15 protein-coding genes and 1 tRNA gene are annotated in these 19,354 nt (G+C 68.7%); 11 read left to right on the top strand and 5 right to left on the bottom strand.

Annotated features, from left to right (window positions below):
- Positions 1-58: 58 nt before the first annotated feature.
- Positions 59-134: transfer RNA gene (locus AC1RRF_RS02515), tRNA-Lys, on the bottom strand.
- A gap of 289 nt (positions 135-423) precedes the next feature.
- Between AC1RRF_RS02515 and AC1RRF_RS02520 the strand changes: the two genes are divergently transcribed.
- Positions 424-1,875 (top strand): amino acid permease, encoded by a 1,452-nt coding sequence (locus AC1RRF_RS02520; protein ID WP_492832515.1) that lies wholly within the window; start codon positions 424-426, stop codon positions 1,873-1,875.
- Positions 1,875-2,228, top strand: a complete 354-nt coding sequence (locus AC1RRF_RS02525) for an Hpt domain-containing protein (RefSeq protein WP_492832517.1) — start codon at positions 1,875-1,877, stop codon at positions 2,226-2,228. The genes AC1RRF_RS02520 and AC1RRF_RS02525 overlap by 1 nt, the downstream gene beginning before the upstream one ends.
- 33 nt (positions 2,229-2,261) lie before the next feature.
- Here the strand turns inward: AC1RRF_RS02525 and AC1RRF_RS02530 are convergent, their stop codons facing one another.
- Positions 2,262-2,534: a chorismate mutase gene (locus AC1RRF_RS02530; protein WP_492834126.1), complete on the bottom strand. Its 273-nt coding sequence runs from the start codon at positions 2,532-2,534 to the stop codon at positions 2,262-2,264.
- 79 nt (positions 2,535-2,613) lie between these two features.
- Positions 2,614-3,426, bottom strand: a complete 813-nt coding sequence (locus AC1RRF_RS02535; protein WP_291833973.1) for a ferredoxin--NADP reductase — start codon at positions 3,424-3,426, stop codon at positions 2,614-2,616.
- Positions 3,427-3,583: 157 nt separating this feature from the next.
- Between AC1RRF_RS02535 and AC1RRF_RS02540 the strand changes: the two genes are divergently transcribed.
- The 6 genes from AC1RRF_RS02540 (at position 3,584) to AC1RRF_RS02565 (ending at position 10,041) form a co-directional block, all read left to right on the top strand.
- The gene (locus AC1RRF_RS02540; RefSeq protein WP_492832519.1) at positions 3,584-5,863 is read left to right on the top strand and encodes a S9 family peptidase; all 2,280 of its coding nucleotides are present in this window, start codon (positions 3,584-3,586) and stop codon (positions 5,861-5,863) included.
- 378 nt (positions 5,864-6,241) lie between these two features.
- Positions 6,242-7,633 carry an amidase gene (locus AC1RRF_RS02545; RefSeq protein WP_492834127.1) on the top strand — a complete coding sequence of 464 codons (1,392 nt, stop codon included), beginning with the start codon at positions 6,242-6,244 and terminating at the stop codon, positions 7,631-7,633.
- Between the two features lie 73 nt (positions 7,634-7,706).
- Positions 7,707-8,255: a DUF7010 family protein gene (locus AC1RRF_RS02550; RefSeq protein WP_492832521.1), complete on the top strand. Its 549-nt coding sequence runs from the start codon at positions 7,707-7,709 to the stop codon at positions 8,253-8,255.
- A gap of 70 nt (positions 8,256-8,325) precedes the next feature.
- Complete coding sequence (locus AC1RRF_RS02555) at positions 8,326-8,814, top strand: low affinity iron permease family protein (RefSeq protein ID WP_492832523.1); 489 nt, start codon at positions 8,326-8,328, stop codon at positions 8,812-8,814.
- Complete coding sequence (locus AC1RRF_RS02560; RefSeq protein WP_492832525.1) at positions 8,811-9,077, top strand: SemiSWEET family sugar transporter; 267 nt, start codon at positions 8,811-8,813, stop codon at positions 9,075-9,077. Before AC1RRF_RS02555 ends, AC1RRF_RS02560 begins: the two co-directional genes overlap by 4 nt.
- Before the next feature lie 58 nt (positions 9,078-9,135).
- Positions 9,136-10,041 (top strand): ROK family protein, encoded by a 906-nt coding sequence (locus tag AC1RRF_RS02565; RefSeq protein WP_492832527.1) that lies wholly within the window; start codon positions 9,136-9,138, stop codon positions 10,039-10,041.
- Here the strand turns inward: AC1RRF_RS02565 and AC1RRF_RS02570 are convergent.
- On the bottom strand, positions 10,038-11,375 hold the full coding sequence (locus tag AC1RRF_RS02570) for a sigma-54-dependent transcriptional regulator (RefSeq protein WP_492832529.1): 1,338 nt from the start codon (positions 11,373-11,375) through the stop codon (positions 10,038-10,040). The genes AC1RRF_RS02565 and AC1RRF_RS02570 overlap by 4 nt on opposite strands.
- Positions 11,372-13,180, bottom strand: a complete 1,809-nt coding sequence (locus AC1RRF_RS02575) for a sensor histidine kinase (protein ID WP_492832531.1) — start codon at positions 13,178-13,180, stop codon at positions 11,372-11,374. Before AC1RRF_RS02575 ends, AC1RRF_RS02570 begins: the two co-directional genes overlap by 4 nt.
- A gap of 244 nt (positions 13,181-13,424) precedes the next feature.
- Here AC1RRF_RS02575 and AC1RRF_RS02580 point away from each other — a divergent pair, with 244 nt between their 5' ends.
- The 3 genes from AC1RRF_RS02580 (at position 13,425) to AC1RRF_RS02590 (ending at position 19,273) form a co-directional block, all read left to right on the top strand.
- Entirely contained in the window at positions 13,425-14,774 is a 1,350-nt protein-coding gene (locus AC1RRF_RS02580; protein WP_492834128.1) for a dicarboxylate/amino acid:cation symporter, read from the top strand.
- A 33-nt stretch (positions 14,775-14,807) separates the two neighbouring features.
- Positions 14,808-17,900, top strand: a complete 3,093-nt coding sequence (locus AC1RRF_RS02585) for a TonB-dependent receptor plug domain-containing protein (RefSeq protein WP_492832533.1) — start codon at positions 14,808-14,810, stop codon at positions 17,898-17,900.
- A 62-nt stretch (positions 17,901-17,962) separates the two neighbouring features.
- Positions 17,963-19,273: a hypothetical protein gene (locus tag AC1RRF_RS02590; protein ID WP_492832535.1), complete on the top strand. Its 1,311-nt coding sequence runs from the start codon at positions 17,963-17,965 to the stop codon at positions 19,271-19,273.
- Positions 19,274-19,354: the final 81 nt, after the last annotated feature.

Genomic DNA, 19,354 nt, shown 5'->3' on the forward strand with positions numbered 1-19,354 from the left:
CAGGTCTTGCCGCGGCGGTCCGAAATCCTGAAATGTCGAGGAAGATCAAAAGGGACGATGGTGGGTGATGTAGGGTTCGAACCTACGACCCGCTGATTAAGAGTCAGCTGCTCTACCAACTGAGCTAATCACCCGAACTCATCGTCTGCGCGCCGACGGTCGGTCGGGACCGGCGTCAGCGAGGGGCGGGACATAGAGGCTGGCTCCCCGGATGGCAAGCGGCTTTTGGGCGCCCGTTTCGGTTTGTCGCAGGTCTGGCCGGCTCATTTTCGCCTTAGGCCGGAACGGGCCGAAACCAAAAAACGACGCAGGATCAAACCGGAGCAAAACCCACGCCGAGTCAGACGGTGTCCAACCCGGCCGATTTTGCTCTAGGGTCGCTGCGGAATCAGCCGCCGGGGAGCGGCGAGGGGAGACGCGACCATGGCCTTCTGGAATCGCCGCCGTTCGATCGACACGATGCTGGCGCCGCACGACGGCCCGGCGCTGAAGAAGACGCTGGGCTGGCCGCACCTGATGGCGCTGGGCGTCGGAGCCATCGTCGGCACCGGCATCCTGACCCTGATCGGCGTGGGCGCGGGCCTGGCCGGTCCGGCGGTGATGGTCAGCTTCGCCCTGGCGGGACTGGTCTGCGCCTGTGCGGCCCTGGCCTACGCCGAGCTGTCGACCATGATGCCGGCGGCGGGCAGCGCCTACACCTATTCCTACGCCGTGCTGGGCGAGGCCATCGCCTGGATCGTGGGCTGGAGCCTGATCCTGGAGTATTCGCTGGTGGTGTCGGCGGTGGCGGTCGGCTGGGCCGGCTATGCGACGCCCTTCCTGCATGGCCTGGGCATCGACCTGCCGACGGCGTTGACGGCCGGGCCGCACGCGGGCGGCATCATCAACCTGCCTGCGGTGTTCATCATCGCCGTGGTCACCGGCCTGCTGCTGCTGGGCACGCGCGAGAGCGCCACGGTCAACGTCATCCTGGTGCTGGTGAAGATCGCCGCCCTGGCGGTGTTCGTGGCCATCGCCCTGCCCAAGTTCGACGCGGCCCACTTCACCCCCTTCATGCCCAACGGCTTCGGCGCGCCGCAGATTCCGTTCTGGGAGCAGATCACCGGCCAGCCCGCGGTCGCCCAGACCGGGGTGATGGCGGCGGCGGCGATCATCTTCTTCGCCTTCTACGGCTTCGACGCCATCTCGACGGCGGCCGAGGAGACCAAGAAGCCCGAACGCGACCTGTCGATCGGCATTGTCGGCTCGATGCTGGTTTGCACGGCTCTGTACCTGCTGGTCGCGGCCGCCGCGATCGGCGCGCGGCCGGTGTCGGAGTTCGCCTCCAGCACCGAGCCCCTGTCGCTGATCCTGCGCGAACTGGGCTCGAACTGGGCGGCGCAGCTGGTGGCCGGGGCGGCGGTGATCGCCCTGCCGACCGTGCTGCTGGCCTTCCTGTTCGGCCAGAGCCGGATCTTCCTGGGCATGGCCCGCGACGGCCTGCTGCCGCGCCGCCTGGCCAAGGTGTCCAGTCGGGGCGTGCCAGCGGTGGTCACCGTCTTCACCGCCATCGTGGTGGCCATCCTGGCCGGCCTGCTGCCGCTGGACGAACTGGCCTCGCTGGCCAACGCCGGGACCCTGTGCGCCTTCGCCGCCGTGGGCGTGAGCCTGATCGTGCTGCGCCTGCGCGAGCCGGGCCGCAAGCGGGTGTTCAAGGCGCCCCTGTGGCCGGTGGTCGGGGCGATCACGGTGATCGGCTGCCTGCTGTTCTTCTTCAGCCTGAAGCCCTTCACCCAGATGGCCTTCTTCGCCTGGAACGGCGTGGGTCTGGTGATCTACCTGGTCTGGTCGTCGCGGAACTCGCGGCTGGCCAAGGGCGAGGAGACGGCGGCCTGATGGCGCGCCGGGACCTGTCCGGGGCGGTCGACTTCGACGTGCTGGAGCGGATGACCGGCGGCGAGGATTCCATCACCGACGAGGTGCTGGGTCTGTTCGGCCAGCAGGCGACGATGTGGTCGCCGCTGCTGGATGTGCGCGAGGAGGGCTGGCGCGACGCGGTGCACACGATCCGCGGCGCGGCGGCGGGCATCGGCGCGGATACGCTGGCGCAGGCCTGTCAGGCGGCGGAGGCGGCGGACAGGGCGTCCGCGCCGCCGCTGCTGGACCGGGTGCGCGACCAGCTGGAGATCGCCCTGGGCGATGTGGCGGCCTACCGGCACGAGATCATGCTGCGGTCGTTGAGGGGCTGAACGACCCCTCCCCCCAAGAGGGGAGGAAAAAGGCTAGCCCCGCGTCTTGTCCCAGACGCTGAACTCATAGGCGATGCAGCGGTCGACGAGGGTGCGCCAGACCGGCTCGGCGATGTCCGGCGACAGGCCGGCGGGACCCGCAGACGCCAGAACCTTGCGAACCACGTCCTCGATGCGAGCGTCGTCATGGACGACGTCGCGGCTGGGCTTGATGCGGGCGGCGGCGTTCATGTAGCGCTGGCGCTCGGCCAGCAGGGTGACCAGGGCGCGGTCCAGGGCGTCGACGCCGTGGCGGACCTCGGCCATCGACAGGCAGGCCTCGGGGGCGACGCGGGCGTCGATGCCCAGAACCTCGGGCGCGACCACGGCCGGGGAGTCTTTCAGATCAGCCGACAAAGGCGCGCTCCAGAACATAGTCGCCGGGCTCGGCGTTCGAGCCCTCCTTGAGGCCATAGGTTTCGAGCAGCTCGCCCGTTTCCTTGATCATGGCCATCGAGCCGCACAGCATGACGCGGTCGGTGTTGGGGGAAAAGCCGATGGGCAGGCCCAGGTCGGCGAAGACGTCGCCGGACTTGATGCGGTCGGTGATCCGCCCCGGGGTCTCGAACCGCTCGCGCGTGACGGTGGGATAGTAGGTCAGCTGGGCCTTGGCCTCGTCGCCGACCAGCGGATCCTCGTGGATGCCGTGGGTGAAGAAGTCGCGGTAGGCCAGGTCGGCCACATTGCGCACCGTGTGGCAGACGATGACCTGGCCGAAGCGGCTGTAGGTGTCCGGGTCACGGGCGACCGAGAGCCAGGGAGCCAGGCCGGTGCCGGTGCCGATCAGCCAGAGCCGCTCGCCGCCGGTCAGGGCGTCCAGCACCAGGGTGCCGGTCGGCTTCTTGCCCATCAGGACGGTGTCGCCGACCTGGATCTTCTGCAGGCGCGAGGTCAGGGGGCCGTCGGGGACCTTGATGGAGAAGAACTCCAGCTCCTCGTCCCAGTGCGGCGAGGCGATGGAATAGGCGCGCAGGACGGGCTTGCCGCCATCCTCACCGGGCAGGCCGATCATCACGAACTCGCCCGAGCGGAAACGGAAATCCTCGGGACGGGCGATGCGGAAGCTGAACAGCTGGTCGGTCCAGTGGTGGACGGACAGGACCTCGAGTTCGTGGAAGGGCGAGGCCTTGGCGGGGGGAGGGGCGACGGCGTCGGTCATTGCGGCGCTTCTTAGGGGGTGCGGGCGGCAGGGGGAAGGGATCGGGTGTCGCGGCGACGGCATTTGGCAGGATGGGCCGTTGGAAGGCGTAGGGGGTGACGGCGGAGGATTCCGCCTCTAGCGTCCCGAAAGCTCAAAAAACCTTCATGCGGCGTTCATGCGAAACTTCCTGCTGGCCTCCACCCTGTTTGTGGCGACGTTGTCGCCGTTCACCGCTGCAATGGCGCAACAAACCCCGGCCCCCGCGACCGCCGACAGCGCGATCCTGACGCCGGAGCGGGTGTTCGCCAATCCGTCGCTGTCCGGCCCGGTGGCCAAGGGCGTCAGCCTGTCGCCGGACGGGGAGCTGGTGGCCTTCCTGCGCTCGCGCCCCGATGACGTGGAGGTGCAGGACCTGTGGGCCGCGCCGACGGGACCGGGCGAACCGTTCAAGCTGATCGACGCGCGGGCCCTGGTTCCCGACGCGGGCGAACTGTCCGAGGCCGAGAAGGCGCGGCGCGAGCGGATGCGGATCAGCGCGCGCGGCGTGGTCGAATATTCGTGGGACGAGCAGGGTCGCTACATCCTGGCGCCGCTCGAGGGCGACATCTTCCTGGCGACCCGCGCCGACGGCTCGGTGCGGCGCCTGACCGAGACCGAGGCCGACGAGATCGACGCCAGGGTGTCGCCCGAAGGCAATTTCGTCTCGTTCGTGCGGGACCAGGACCTGGTGGTCTATGACCTGGCCACGAACACCGAGACGGCGATCACCACGGACGGCGACGGGCTGAAGACCTGGGCCACGCCGGAGTTTATCGCCCAGGAAGAGCTGGACCGCGACACCGGCTACTGGTGGAGCCCGGACGAGCGGTTCATCGCCCTGCAGCACACCGACGAGTCGGGCGTCGACATCATCCCGCGCCTGGACATCACCGGCGGCGGCGCCACGACGGTGGAGCAGCGCTATCCGCGCGCCGGCCGTCCCAATGCGGTGGTCGAGCTGTACGTCCACGACCGCCAGAGCGGCAACCGGATCAAGGTCGATCTGGGCGCGAACGCCGACATCTATCTGGCCCGAGTGAACTGGTCGGAGGACGGCCGGACCCTGTATGTGCAGCGCTTGTCGCGGGACCAGAAGACCCTGGACCTGCTGAGCGTCGATCCGGCCACGGGCGCCTCGCGCGTGATCGTCAGCCAGACGTCGAACGCCTGGGTGCCGCTGAGTTACGACTTCCGCGCCCTTGGGGATGGAACGTTCATCTGGTCGACCGAAGAGACCGGCTGGAAGCATCTGTACCTGTACAGCCGCGACGGTCGCCGCATCCGTGCGATCACCTCGGGCCAGTATCCGGTCAAGGGTCTGGCGGGGGTCGACCAGCGCACAGGCGATGTCTTCTTCACCGCCTCGATGCGCGACGGCCGCGAGCAGCCGACCGAGCAGCAGTTGTTCCGCGCCTCGTTGCGCCGGAGCATGACGCCGGTGGCGGTGACCTCGGCCGGCGGCTGGTGGAGCGTGTCGATGAACAAGACCGGCCAGGCCAACGCCTTCGTCGGCAACTACACCGACCTGAACACGCCGATGCAGTCGGGCCTGTATCGCGCCGACGGCACGCGGATCCGCTGGATCGAGGAGAACCGCCTGGAGCCGGGCCACCCGGCCTATCCGTTCGCCTCGCGCCGGGGGGAGGTGACCTTCGGCACGCTGGAAAGCCATGGCGAGACCCTGGTCTGGCAAATGACCACCCCGCCGGGCTTCGACGCGACCAAGACCTATCCGGTGGTCATGCAGGTGTACGGCGGACCGTCCGGGGGCGGGGTCAAACGTGGCTGGCAGGCGTCGACCAATCAACTGTTGACCGAGGCCGGATACATCGTCTTCCGCCTCGACAACCGGGGCGAGGGCGACCGCTCGGCGGCGTTCAAACAGGCGCTGTATCTGCGCATGGGGCAGCCTGAGATCGAAGATCAGGTTCTGGCGGCTGACTATCTGAGATCATTGCCTTTTGTGGACGATGACCGCATCGCCATGATGGGCTGGTCCTACGGCGGCTTCATGACGCTGATGGCGGCGACCGAGCCGAAGATGGGACTGGCCGGAGCCCTGGCCGGCGCGCCGCCGACCGAATGGGGCCTGTACGACACCGCCTATACCGAGCGCTACATGTCGACGCCGCAGGCCAATGTGGAAGGCTACGCCGCCTCGGACGTCATTCCGCGCCTGCCGAACCTGACGGGCCGCCTTCTGCTGATGCACGGCATGGCCGACGACAATGTCATCCTGGAAAACTCGACGCGGGTGATCAACGCCCTGCAGCAGAACAGCCAGCCGTTCGAGCTGATGCTGTATCCGGGCCAGCGGCACGGGGTGCGCGGGAACGAGCGCCAGCTGCAACAGTGGCGGACCTATCTGGACTTCCTGGACCGGACCATCGGGTCGCGGTCGCACGGGGCCGAGTGACCCGCAGTCCGCTTATCCCCGCCACGGCGGGGACCCAGTTCTTTCGTTGAGACGCCGGTGGGGGATGGATCGATGACGACGCGAACCGACGGGCGGTCCTCGCCCAAAGCACTGGGTCTCCGCGATCGCGGAGGTGAGCGGGTATTGGCGGGGGCGGCCGCTGCGCTGCTCGTGCTGACCGGGGGGACGGCGGCGGCGCAGACCGGACCTTCTGCGAGCGCTCCGGTGGCGGGCCCGGGACCGGCTGTGGTCGGGCAGGATTGTCGCACGCTGGAGCATTGGCAGCCGCTGCTCAGAACCTGGTGGCTGTCGACGTCACGGCCGGGTAGCGCGCTCGGGAACGCGAACCTGTGTGAGCGACCGGAAGCCGTCGCCGAACTGGTTGGTCGGGCCCGCGAGGCGCTGGACCAGGCCGCCGAGGCGGACGTCAGCAACAGCGTCATTCGCTGGGTCGCCCCGGAGAACTTTGGGGCATCGTCGGGATCGGCGTCATCGCCACTATGGATGTATCCCCTCCTTCTGAAGGACAACATCGAAACCGCCGACATGCCGACAACGGCGGGGTCGTTGGCGCTGACGGAGAATGCGCCGGGGCGGGACGCGCCGCTTGTGACGCGTCTTCGCGCGGCGGGCGCCATCATTGTCGGTAAAGCCAATCTGTCGGAATGGGCCAACATCCGCTCCAGCAACTCGATCAGCGGGTGGAGCGCGGTCGGGGGGCAGACGCTGAACCCTTACGACCCGACGCGGACGCCGTGCGGGTCGTCGTCGGGCAGCGCGGCGGCGGTGGCCATCGGCCTGGCGCCGGCGGCGATCGGGACCGAGACGGACGGATCGATCACCTGTCCGGCTTCGGTGAACGGGGTGGTGGGCTTCAAGCCGACCGTAGGACTGGTCAGCCGGACCCATATCGTGCCGATCAGCCATTCGCAGGACACCGCCGGACCGATCACGACGACGGTCCAGGACGCGGCGCGGGTGCTGACGGTGATCGCGGGCAGCGATCCGCTGGACCCGGCGACCGCCGAGGCGGACGCGCGCAAGGTCGACTATGCGGCGGCGCTGGACGCCGGCTCGTTGCGCGGCGCGCGGATCGGGGTGCTGCGGTTCCTGCTGGCGGGCTATTCGGAGGAGACGCGGGCGGTGTTCGAGCGCTCGTTGCAGGTGATGCGCGACGCCGGGGCGGTGACCGTCGACATCACCGAGCCGCCCGCCGACTGGCGCAACCTCGGGACCTGGGAGCTGCAGGTGTTGATGACCGAGCTGAAGGTCGACCTGAACGCCTATCTGGCCTCGACCGACCCGACGCAGGTGCGGACGCGGACTTTGGCCGACCTGATCGCCTTCAACACGGCCGAGCCGCGCGAGACGGTCCTGTTCGGCCAGGAGCTGTTCCTGCGCGCCGAGGCGACGACGGGGCTGGAGGATCCGGTCTATGTCAACGCCCGCGCCAGTTCGCTGCGCGCCGCGGGACCCGAGGGGATCGACAGGATGATGGCGGACAATACCGTCGTCGCCCTGATCGCGCCGACGACCTCGCGCGCCTGGACCAATGACCGCGAGGACGAGGACAACATGCAGGGCTCGGCCAGCCGGCTGGCGGCGGTGGCGGGCTATCCGCACCTGACCGTGCCGATGGGCTTTGATCGGGAGATGCCCGTCGGCCTGAGCATCATGGCTGGGAAGTGGGAGGACGCGAAGGTCCTGTCGCTGGGCCATGCGTTCGAGCAACTGACCCATGCGCGCCGGGCGCCGCGGGCGGTGAACTGACCGTTGTTCGACAAGATTGGCGGACGCGCCCGCCTTCCCTCATTGTTCCGGGGACTCACAGGGGAGAGGACTAATGGACGTCCGTGAAGCACAGCAGGATCTTCGGAGCGCCTATGTCGGCGGAGGGCCCGGTGTCGTCGTTTCCGCGCTGGTCTGGCTGGCGGCCGGGGTCGTCGAGCGGACGCAGGGCGTTCAGACCGCTTTCATTGTGCTGTTTCTCGGCGGGATGGTGATCTTCCCCGTCGCCACACTGCTGGTGCGGGGCCTGTTCAGAAGAGCGAAGGCGGCCGCGGCGAACCCTCTCGGCGCGACTGTAATGGAATGCACCGTGGCCATGATCGGCGGGCTGGTCATCGCCTGGCTATTCCTTCCGTTCCGACCGGGGTGGGTGTTTCCGGCGGCGGCCATCGCGGTTGGAACTCACTACGCGGTCTTCAAGACGGTGTATGGCGATCCCGTCTTCTGGTTGCTCGCGGGGCTTATTACGGCTGTGGGATTCTTCGGCATCTTCGTTGATATGCCGATCCCGGGTGGTCCGATCCTCGCGGTGGGCGCGATCGAAGTCGTGTTCGGCCTGGTTCTGACTTTCCGCAGTCTCGGGAGCCCGCGCCGGGTTCCATGACGAGGGCCCGGAGGCGATCTGTCGCCAACTTGACACAGGAACCCAGCTCAAGCGTGGCCGTTACGCCGCCATGGAAAAGCTGTTCGTCAAATTCGCCACCCTGACGGCGAAGATCGCCGGCAAGCCGTGGACCTTCATCGCCTGCTGCGGGATCGTGCTTGTGTGGGCGGCGACGGGGCCGATCTTCAAGTTCAACGAGACCTGGCAGCTGGTGATCAACACCGGCACGACCATCATCACCTTCCTGATGGTGTTCCTGATCCAGAACACCCAGAACCGCGACGGGGCGGCCATGCAGGCCAAGCTGGACGAGCTGGTGTTCGCGGTGAAGCAGGCGGACTCGCGCTTCATCGGCATCGAACACCTGACCGAGCGGGAGCTGGACGCCATCCTGATGGAGGTCGAGGCGCGCGGGATCGCGGTGCATCAGGGCAAACCCGCCGCGCCGATCAAGGGTCGGCGGGGGCTGCGGATCGACGATGTGAAGGCCGCTCAACCGGACAAGGCGACGCCGCTCAAGGAGCACGGCAAGCCGGCGGCGCGGCGGAAGCCCTCGTGAACGACCTGATCGCCAACGCCGTCGGCACGGCGGCCGCCCTGTGCTCGATCACCAGCTTCGCGCCGCAGATGATCAAGATCTGGAAGGAACGGGACGCCTCGGCGGTGTCGTTGAAGACCTATTCCCTGACGGTGACCTGTTTCGTTCTGTGGACGATCTACGGCGTGATGACCGCAGCATGGCCGGTGGCGGTGGCGAACGCCTGCGCGCTGCTGATGGCGGCGGGGGTGTTGGGTATGAAATGGCGGTTCAGCCGGGGCTGAACCCCTGCGTCGCCGTCGAGGCATGGCGGAAGCGCGCATGACGCGGCAGGGTGCCGCCATGAACACGGGAATCGGATCACCGCTGATCGCGGGCATCGAACTGGGCGGCACCAAATGTGTCTGCGTGCTGGCGTCGGGACCCGACGACATCCGCGATGAGGCGCGGCTGCCGACGACTTCGCCGGAAGAGACCTTGGGGGCTATCCGCGCGGTGCTGGAGCGCTGGGCGGCCGGGCCGGGGTTCGAGGCCATCGGCATCGCCAGTTTCGGGCCGGTGGAGCTGGACCCGCGCGCGCCGAAATACGCGCATATCACCGAGACGACCAAGCTGGCGTGGCGCTGGGCCGACCTGAATGTGCTGCACCAGGGCTTCGGCGTGCCGGTCGGACTGGATACGGACGTGAACGGCGCGGCGCTGGCCGAGGGACGGTGGGGCGCGGCGCGGGGGCTGGACAGCCACGCCTATGCGACCGTGGGCACCGGGATCGGCGTCGGGCTGGTGGTCAATGGGCGGACGGTGCGCGGGCTGGGGCATCCGGAACTGGGCCATCTGAAGGTGGGGCGGCGGCCCGGCGACAGCTGGCCCGGCGTTTGCGCCTATCATGGCGACTGCGTCGAGGGGCTGGCGTCCGGACCGGCGGTGGAGGCCCGCGCGGGCAGACCGGGCGGGGAACTGACGCCGGACGACCCGGCCTGGGACATGGTGGTGCACGCGCTGGGCGGGCTGCTGCACAACGTGGTGCTGACCGCCTGTCCGCAGCGCATTCTGATCGGCGGCGGGGTGGCGGACGGCCAGCCGTGGCTGTTCGATCGCCTGCGCGCCTCGCTGGTCGAGAGTCTGGCGGGCTATGGCGTGGCGGGGCAGATCGCGGCGGACATCGAGCGCTTTGTGCAGGCCCCGGGGCTGGGGGCGAAGGCGGGGCCGATGGGGGCCGTCGCCGTGGGGCTGGATGCGCTCGGCTAGCGCCGCCGGTGCTCGGACGGCTGGATGCCGTGGCGGGCCATCTTGTCGTACAGCGTCTTGCGCGGAATCTTCAGGCTGTCTGTGACCCGCCGCATGTCGCCGCTGTGGGCGGTCAGAGCCTCCCGGATCAGTTCGGCCTCGTAGTCCTGGACCTGTTTGGACAGGCTACGGTCGGTCTCCGGCCGTTCGGTCGGGGCGGCGATGCCGACGGCGACCTCGCTGGCGTAGTTGGACAGCTCGCGCAGATTGCCCGGCCAGTCGTGCTCCAGCAGGCGGCGGCGGATGGCGTGGTCGATGGGCGGGATGTCCCGGCCCAGCCGCCGCGCCGCGCGGTCCAGGAAGCGGGCGAACAGCAGGGGCACGTCCTCGCGCCGCTCGCGCAGGGGCGGGATGCGCACGCGCACGACATTCAGGCGGTAGAACAGATCTTCGCGCAGATCGCCGCGAGCCACGGCCTCGGCCGGATCGGCCTTGGTGGCGGCGACGATGCGCAGGTCCAGCGCGTGGGCCTCGCCCGCGCCCAGGGGCATGACTTCGCGCTCCTCCAGCACCCGGAGCAGCAGCAGCTGAGCGGCGCGGGGGGCCAGGTCGATCTCGTCCAGGAACAGGCTGCCCTGGTGCGACTGCTCGATCTGGCCCTCACGGCGGCGCAGAGCGCCGGCGAAGGCGCCGGCGGCGTGGCCGACCAGCTGGCTCTCCAGCCCCTCGTCGCGGAGGGTGGCGCAGGAGACGGCGACGAAGGGCTTCACCCGCCGGCGGCCGGCGTTGTGGATGGCGCGGGCGACGGCCTCCTTGCCCGCCCCGGTCTCGCCCTCGATCAGGACGTCGACCTCGGCGTCGGCGAGACGCTGGATGGCGGCGCGCAGGGCGGTGACGGCCCGGCTCTCGCCGCTGAGCGGGATCGACCACTCGTCGTCCATGGCCAGGGTGGCGAGGCGGCGGTTGTCCAGCACCAGGGCCCGCTTTTCCAGCGCCCGGTTCAGGGTCTCCAGCAGGCGTTCGGGGGCGAAGGGCTTGGCCAGGAAGTCGTAGGCGCCGCGCTTCATCACATCGACGGCTTCGGCGATGTCGCCGTGGCCGGTCATGACCACGACGGGCAGGTCGGGATCGAGCACCGCCAGGCGGTCGACCAGCTGACGGCCGTCGAGACCGGGCATGCGCAGATCGGTGACGACCACGCCGTCGAAACGGGCGTCGAGCGCCTTGAGGGCGGTGTCGCCGGACGGGAACTCCGAGACGGACAGCCCCTCGAGGCTCAGCCGTTCGGCCAGGGCGGCGCGGAAGGCGTCGTCATCCTCGACCAGGGCGACGCGGTTGCAGGGCTGGAAACTCATGCGGCCTTCGCCAGTACGATCTTGAAGACGGCGCCTTGCGGAGTGGGCTCGTGGACCAGTTCGCCGCCGAAGCCGGCGACGATGTCGCGGCTGATGACGAGGCCCAGGCCCATCCCGTCGCGCTTGTCGGTGGTGAAGGGGGTGAACAGGCGATCCAACACCTCGGGCGAGACGCCGGGGCCGTTGTCGGAGATGCGCACGGTGACCTTGCCCGCCCGGACGGTGACCGAGATGTCGATGATCGGGGAGGGGACGCCCTCCAGCGCCTCGATGGCGTTCTGCAGCAGGTTGAGGACGACCTGCTCGAGGCGGTTGCGCTCGGCCCGCACCTCAAGACCGGCGGGGACCCGGCCGCGCTGGAGCGTCACGCCGCGCTCGCGCAACCGCGCGCCGACCAGCAGCAGGGCGCCGTCGATGGCCGGCTCGACCCCCACGGCAACGGCGCCCGAGCGGGTCTTGCGGGCGAAGGCGCGCAGTTCGTCGGTGATGGCGCCGACCCGCTGGGTCAGCTCGCCGATGCGGGTCAGGGCGCGGTTGGCGCCGTCCGTGTCCTGCCGCTCCAGATAGACGGACGCCGTGTCTGCGTGGGTGCGGATGGCGGCGATGGGCTGGTTGATCTCATGCGCCACGCCTGCCGCGATCTGGCCCAGGGCGCCCAGCTTGTTGGCCTGGATCAGTTCGTCCTGCAGGTCCTGACGGCCCTTCTCGAGGCGGCGGCGCTCCTCGATCTCACGGTTCAGCTGGCCGTTGGCGGCGCGCAGTTCTGCGGTGCGGGCGTCGACCTGACGCTCCAGATCGATGCGGGCGGCCACGTCTTCGGCGGCCTTGGCGATGGCGCGCTGGCGGCGGCGCAGCAGGATGCCGGTCAGGCCCGCCAGCAGGGCGACGCTGAGCAGGGCGACGACGCGGGCGACCATGATGGACCGCGCGATGCCGGCGCCGGCCGGAGAGAGCAGGTGCAGCCGCCAGCCGAGGTCCGGAATGGGGGCGGAGGCGCGGGCGTAGACGTCGGGCGGCACATTGCGTGACAGGCGGATCAGGCCGGGCGCCAACGCCTCGAACGGCAGGGCGGAGAGATCGGCGCGGCCCGCGGTCTGATCCACGGCCAGGCGCCGACGGCGGTCGGCGCGCAGGGCGCCGGTGGTGTGGAATCGCCAGTCCGAGACGGTGGTGATCAGCACCACGCCGTCGCTGTCGGTGACGTAGGTCGGTTCGCCCGAAGCCCGCCATTCGGTCTCCAGCGCATCGAACTCGACCTTGGCGACGATGACGCCGAGGGGCCGCCCGTCGGCGCCCGCGATACGGCGCGAGAGATAGAGGCCGGGACGGCCGCTGACCGTGCCCAGCGCGAAGAAGCTGGCCTGACCGTCGCGCATGGCCTCGTAGAAATAGGGCCGGAAACGGTAGTCAGAGCCGACGAAGCTGATCGGCTGGTTCCAGTTGCTGGCGGCGAGGGCCAGGCCGCGGGCGTCCAGCACATAGATGACGGCGGCGCGGGTCTCACGGGCCAGACCCTCGAATTTGCGGTTCAGCCGGTCGACGCTTCCGGCGTCGGGGCGGGCCAGCAGGGCCTGCAGGTCGGGGTCCTGAGCCAGGACCATGGGCAGGGAGCGATGCCGCTCCAGCTCGCTGCGCAGGACAGCCGCGTGCAGGGCCGTGGCGGTGGCCGCTTGACGCAGGGCCCCGGCCCGCGCCTCGCGCCGCGCGACCTCGCCCGCGACCATGGCGGCGGCGATCGCGACGACCAGCCAGAAGGCGGCGAAGACCCGCCACTGGCCCTGTGCGGAATCGAGAAAACGGGGCATGGAAGGACTAATGCGGGATTTCGCACATATGTCGAGACGGCGTGTGCGGAAATCCGCTCAAATCGCGTTTTTTGCAAGCGCGAAAAGGCCAGTAAGCTTTGGGAAGTCAATGCGGTAGACGATTCTGGCCTTTCGCTTGCGAGGCCGGACCGGGGCTCACGATAATGACCCCACGTCACCGCATCAGACGGTGAATCGAACCGGGGCCGGCAAGCGGTCTCTTCGGGAGGGTCTTTTGATCCAGATTGCATCCACGCCGGAGGCAGGCGCCGCGCGCAAGCCCTGGTATCGTAGCCTGTACGTGCTCGTCCTCGCGGCCATCGTCGCCGGGGGGCTGATCGGCCATTTCTGGCCGGAGCTCGGTAAAGACCTGAAGCCGCTGGGCGACGCCTTCATCAAGCTGGTGAAGATGATCATCGCCCCGGTGATCTTCCTGACGATCTCGACCGGCATCGCCGGGATGAGCGACCTGAAACGCGTCGGCCGGGTGGCCGGCAAGGCGTTCGCCTACTTCTTCGTCTTCTCGACCCTGGCGCTGATCATCGGCCTGGTGATCGCCAATGTGGTCCAGCCGGGCCGCGGGCTGAACATCGATCCGTCCACCCTGAACAGCGGGGCCGTGGCCCAGTACGCCGCCGCCGCGCACGAGACGACCATCGTCGGTTTCCTGACCGGCATCATCCCGACGACGCTGCTGAGCCCCTTCGTCGAGGGGAACATCCTTCAGACCCTGTTCGTGTCGATCCTGTTCGGCATCGCGCTGGCCATCGTCGGGGCGCCCGCCGCGCCGGTGGTGCGGGCGCTGGAGTCGCTCAGCCAGGTGGTCTTCCGTCTGGTCGCCATCCTGATGAAGGCCGCGCCGATCGGCGCCTTCGGGGCCTTCGCCTTCACCATCGGGGCCTATGGGCTGGCGTCGATCGCCAATCTGCTCGCCCTGATCGCCACCTTCTACCTGACCTCGCTGATCTTCGTGCTGGGCGTGCTGGGTCTCGTCTGCCGGGCCAACGGCTTCTCGATCTTCAAGCTGATCGGCTATCTGAAGGAAGAGCTGCTGCTGGTGCTGGGCACCTCGTCGTCCGAAGCCGCGCTGCCCAGCCTGATGCAGAAGCTGGAAGCCGCCGGCGCGCCGAAGTCGGTGGTCGGGCTGGTCGTGCCGACCGGCTATTCGTTCAATCTGGACGGCACCAACATTTACATGACCATGGCGGCGCTGTTCATCGCCCAGGCCATGAACATCCATCTGTCGCTGGAGCAGCAGGTGCTGCTGCTGCTGGTCGCCATGCTGAGCTCCAAGGGCGCGGCGGGCATCACCGGGGCGGGCTTCATCACCTTGGCGGCGACGCTGGCCGTGGTGCCCAGCGTGCCGGTCGCCGGCATGGCGCTGATCCTCGGCATCGACCGCTTCATGAGCGAGTGCCGGGCGCTGACCAACTTCGTGGGCAATGCGGTGGCGACCCTGGTCGTCGCCCGCTGGGAGGGCGAGCTGGACGGCAATGCGCTCCACGCCGCGCTGAAATCACAACCGAAGGCGCTCGCCGCGCCGCCGGATCCGGCCGCAGGGCCGGGGGACAAGGAAGCTCTTACAGCCGACTGAGAAACGGCTGGGGGTTAAATGGGAGGAATGGGAATGAAGTCGATGCATAGAGGCGCGCTGCTGGGCGGCGCGGCGGTTCTGGCCCTGCTCAGCGCAGGCGCCGCGACCGCTCAGGAAGCTCCGGTCCAGACCGCGCCCCAAGGGGCGCAGTCACCACAGGAGGAGGCCGCCGAGCTGGGGGAAGTCGTCGTGGTCGGCTCGCAGATCCGCGGAGCCTCGACGACCAACGCCCTGCCGGTGGTGGTGGTCGATCAGGAACAGATCGACGCCGTGGGGGCGGTGTCGGGCGACGACCTGATGCGCTCGATCCCACAGATGGGCGACGTGCTGTTCGACAGCGCCAACAACCCGCAGACCTCCAACTCGGCGCGCGGCGACGTGAACTCGGTCAATCTGCGCTCGCTGGGCGTGGGCAACACCCTGGTGCTGGTGAACGGCCGCCGGATGGTGCAGCACCCGACCAGCCAGGGCACGTCGGACACCGGAACGGTGCCGGTGCTCAGCTACAACTCCAACGCCATTCCGGTGGCGGGCCTCGAGCGCGTCGAAGTGCTGCTGGACGGCGCCGCGGCCATCTACGGCGCGGACGCGGTGGCCGGCGTGGTCAACACCGTGCTGCAGGACGACTTCGACGGCCTGACCCTGCAGACCCGCTACGGCGGCGCCGAGGGCACGGGCCTGCGCGAGTTCGAGTTCAATGTCTTCGCGGGCAAGAATTTCGACCGCGGCAACCTCTCGCTGTTCCTCAACTACGCCGACCGCACCCAGCTGATGGCGGATGAGCAGGACTTCACGTCCAGCGACGACATGCGGGGCTTCTTCTCGGGCTTCGACGGCTACCAGACCTCGACCGTGGCGGACGCCCGCTCGTCGCACACGACCTGGGCCGCGCTGAGCATCGCCCCGGTGACGACGGCGACCCGTCCGCGTTCGAACAACGTGGTCCTGACGACCGCCGCCGGGGCCTTCCACTATCAGCCCGAAAGCTTCGGCTGCGTCGGCGTGGACCTGGGCGCGACCTGTCTGGTCAGTGGAGCGGCGGCCTACAACGGCGTGAACCGCGAGATGCGCTTCGACACCCGCAAGGGCACCACGGTCCGTCCGTCGGTCGAGCGCGCCAACATCTACCTGACCGGCCACTATGACCTGACGGACAACATCACGGCCTTCGGCGAGCTGTCGTTCTATGCGGCCGAGAGCAAGGCGATCCAGCCGCCGGTGGTGAACCTGAACGGCCTGTGGATCCCGGCCACCAATTACTGGAACCCGTTCGGCCCGACGACCTTCAACGGCCAGCCGAACCCGAACCGCCTGCCCAACCTGACCAACGTCCCCGCCGGCGGCCTGGCCGTGCGCCTGGGCAACTACCGCTTCGCCGACGCCGGCTTCCAGGAAGTGACGGTCAAGAACTACCAGACGCGCATCCTGGGCGGCCTGCGCGGCGAATGGCGCGGCTTCGACTGGGAAGGCGCGGTGCTGTACTCCGAGGCCGAGGCCGAGGACATCTCGCCCAACATCAACATGACCAAGCTGCAGCAGCAGCTGGCCCTGTCCACGCCCGACGCCTACAATCCGTTCAACGGCGGCTGCGTGGATACGCCCAGCTACAACGACTGTACGCCGTCGTCTCAGGCGGCCATCGACGCCATTGTCTTCGACATGCGCCGCCTGTCGCGCACGACCCTGGCGCTGGCCGACTTCAAGATTTCGCGCAACGACCTGTTCCAGCTGCCTGGCGGTCCGGTCGGGGTTGCGGCGGGCGTCGAGTTCCGTCGCGAGACCCAGAGCGACGACCGCGACGAGAATCTGGACGGCACCCACACCTTCGTCGACATGGTGACCGGCGAGACCAATCTGTCGAACGTGTCGGCGGTCAGCCCCAACCCGGACACCAAGGGCGATCGCACCGTGTCGGGCGCCTTCGTCGAGTTCGCCATCCCGGTGGTCTCGCCGGAAATGAACATCCCGCTGGTGCAAAGCATCGACGTGCAGCTGGCGGGCCGGGTCGAGCACTATTCGGACTTCGGTTCGGTCGCCAAACCCAAGATCGCCATCGCCTGGGACGTGGTTGACGGCCTGCGCATCCGCGGTTCGTACTCGGAAGGCTTCCGCGCCCCGAACCTGGAGCAGGTGAACGCCACCCAGTACGCCCGTCTGGCCAGCGCCCCGGACTTCATCCGCTGCGAGGCGGACATCCGCAAGGGCACGATCGCCAACATGACCCAGTGCACCCGCACCGCCAGCGTTTCGCTGCAGATCGCGGGCAACCCGGACCTGCAGCCGGAAGAGAGCACCAACTGGTCCTATGGCCTGGTGTTCCAGCCGACCTTCATTCCGGAAGTGCTGGGCGACTTCACCTTCACGATCGACCGCTGGAAGATCGAGCAGGAGCAGATCGTCGGCCTGCTGGGCGCCCAGACGGCCCTGGCGCTGGAGTACCTGAACCGGGTGCAGGGCGGGACCAACCCGAACGTGGTGCGCTCGGCGCCGAACCAGGATGACATCGACCTGTTCGCCGGCACCGGCCTGGCTCCGGTCGGCACGGCCCAGACCATCAGCGACCGGTTCATCAACCTGCTGCCTCAGACGGTGGAAGGCATGGACTTCGGCTTCTCGTGGGCCAAGCGCCGCACCGAGTGGGGCACCTTCATCTTCCGCGCCAACGCCCAGCAACTGCTGACCTTCTCGCGGGCACCGGGGGACATCGTGGACTCGCTGTACGCCGCCCGCGCGGCCGGAACGATCAATGCGCTGACCCCGCTGCCAGACTCCAGCCAGCTGATCGCCCAGAACGGCCGCCCGGAATGGAAGGTCAACGCCAGCTTCACCTGGCGCCACGGTCCGTGGCGGGTCGGCGCCTCGACCCAGTATGTGAGCGAGGTCTTCCAGACGAGCCTGCTGAGCGCGACCGGCACGCCGTGGAAGGTGTCAGACCAGACGGTCTTCAACCTGTACGGCCAGTACACGTTCGAGGACCAGTTCGGGGCCGCCGCCGGGACGGAGCTGCGCGTCGGCGTGCGGGATCTGACCGACGAAGGTCCGTCGCTGGCCGACGGCGGCTATCTGGGCTCGGTCCAGCGCCCCTATGGCCGTTACCTGTACGTCGACATTTCCAAGACGTTCTGAGACTGAACTGAACCGGCGCGGATCGAACGGTCCGCGCCGGACCTGTATGCGCGAGAGCCCTCATGAAGCGACTGGCCGGACTGATCGGAGCCCTGATGCTGGCGGCGCCCGCGGCGGCGTGCGCCCAGACCGTCGCCCCGCAAGCCCGGTCACCGCTGACGGCCGGCGAGCAGACGCCGATCGCCTGCCCGGCGTCGGTGGGGCGCGAGGTCCAGTGCCTGTCGGGCCGGGACGTCAACGGCGCCTGGTACATCATCGCCATGCCAACGGCGTGGAACCACGAATTGATCGTCCACGCGCACGGCGGTCCGCGCACCGGCGATCCCGAGGCGCCGGACTCCCTGGAGGATCTGGACCGGTTCTCGGTGATGGTGAAGCAGGGCTACGCCTGGATCGGATCGACCTACCGTCGCGGCGGCTACGGCGTCCGCATGGCCGCCGAGGACGCGGACAACAGCCGCAAGATCTTCTGGGACCAGTTCGGACGCCCCGCGCGCACCATCTTGCACGGCCAGTCATGGGGCGGCAACGTCGCGGCCAAGGCGGCGGAACTGTACGGCAAGGATGAGACGGGCCGGCTGAACTACGACGGCGTGCTGTTGACCAATGGCGTTTTGATGGGCGGCACGCGGGCCTATCAGTTCCGGGCTGACCTGCGGGCCGTCTATCAGTTTTACTGCCGCAACCACCCGGCCCGGCAGGACGGCGCGTATCCGGTCTGGCAGGGGTTGCCGGCCAATGCGACGATGACGCGGGCCGAGTTGCGTCGCCGGATCGTGGAGTGCACGGGCTTGGGCCTGTCGCAACGCGATCGCCGCGCGGACCAGACGCGCCGCCTGCGCGACATCCTGGCCGTCACAGGCATCGAAGAGGACGAACTGGTCGCGCACATGAGCTGGGCGACCTTCCTGTTCCAGGATCTGGTGCAGAAGCGGCTGGGCGGGCTGAATCCGTTCGACAACAGCCATACTGTCTATAGCGGGTCTTCCGACGACGCGGCCCTGAACGCGGGCGTAGAGCGGTTCACGGCCGATCCGCGAGCGGTGGAGCAGCTGGCCTATGACGCCGATCTGTCCGGCCAGATCGTCGCCCCGACCGTCACGATCCACGCCCGCCACGACCCGACCGTCACCTGGCAGGCCGATGCGATGTACGCCGAGACGGTGGCGCGGGCGGGCCGGTCGGACCTGCTGGCGCAGGCGCTGACCGACGAGGACCAGCACAGCAAGCTGGAAGACGGCGGCTACCTGACGGCCCTGAACGCGCTCGAAGGCTGGATCGGCGCCGGCGCAAAGCCTGACCCCGCGGGCTTCCAGCAACGCTGCCTGACGCTGGCCGCCGCCTCGTCCTGCCGGTTCCTTCCCACGCCCTGAGGCCCGGTCAGCGATTCCACTTAGGAGCGAAACGTCTTGTGCATCTTTGTGCATTAGGTGTTTCTACGGGTGTGGATAACC

The organism is Brevundimonas sp. GW821-FHT12C05, from assembly GCF_058807475.1.

Coding starts and splice junctions, on each gene's coding strand:
- AC1RRF_RS02590 (WP_492832535.1), top strand. CDS start 17,963: ATGAAGCGACTGGCCGGACTGATCGGAGCCCTGATGCTGGCGGCGCCC.
- AC1RRF_RS02555 (WP_492832523.1), top strand. CDS start 8,326: ATGGAAAAGCTGTTCGTCAAATTCGCCACCCTGACGGCGAAGATCGCC.
- AC1RRF_RS02540 (WP_492832519.1), top strand. CDS start 3,584: ATGCGAAACTTCCTGCTGGCCTCCACCCTGTTTGTGGCGACGTTGTCG.
- AC1RRF_RS02570 (WP_492832529.1), bottom strand. CDS start 11,375: ATGAGTTTCCAGCCCTGCAACCGCGTCGCCCTGGTCGAGGATGACGAC.
- AC1RRF_RS02585 (WP_492832533.1), top strand. CDS start 14,808: ATGAAGTCGATGCATAGAGGCGCGCTGCTGGGCGGCGCGGCGGTTCTG.
- AC1RRF_RS02520 (WP_492832515.1), top strand. CDS start 424: ATGGCCTTCTGGAATCGCCGCCGTTCGATCGACACGATGCTGGCGCCG.
- AC1RRF_RS02565 (WP_492832527.1), top strand. CDS start 9,136: ATGAACACGGGAATCGGATCACCGCTGATCGCGGGCATCGAACTGGGC.
- AC1RRF_RS02525 (WP_492832517.1), top strand. CDS start 1,875: ATGGCGCGCCGGGACCTGTCCGGGGCGGTCGACTTCGACGTGCTGGAG.
- AC1RRF_RS02530 (WP_492834126.1), bottom strand. CDS start 2,534: ATGGCCGAGGTCCGCCACGGCGTCGACGCCCTGGACCGCGCCCTGGTC.
- AC1RRF_RS02535 (WP_291833973.1), bottom strand. CDS start 3,426: ATGACCGACGCCGTCGCCCCTCCCCCCGCCAAGGCCTCGCCCTTCCAC.
- AC1RRF_RS02550 (WP_492832521.1), top strand. CDS start 7,707: ATGGACGTCCGTGAAGCACAGCAGGATCTTCGGAGCGCCTATGTCGGC.
- AC1RRF_RS02575 (WP_492832531.1), bottom strand. CDS start 13,180: ATGCCCCGTTTTCTCGATTCCGCACAGGGCCAGTGGCGGGTCTTCGCC.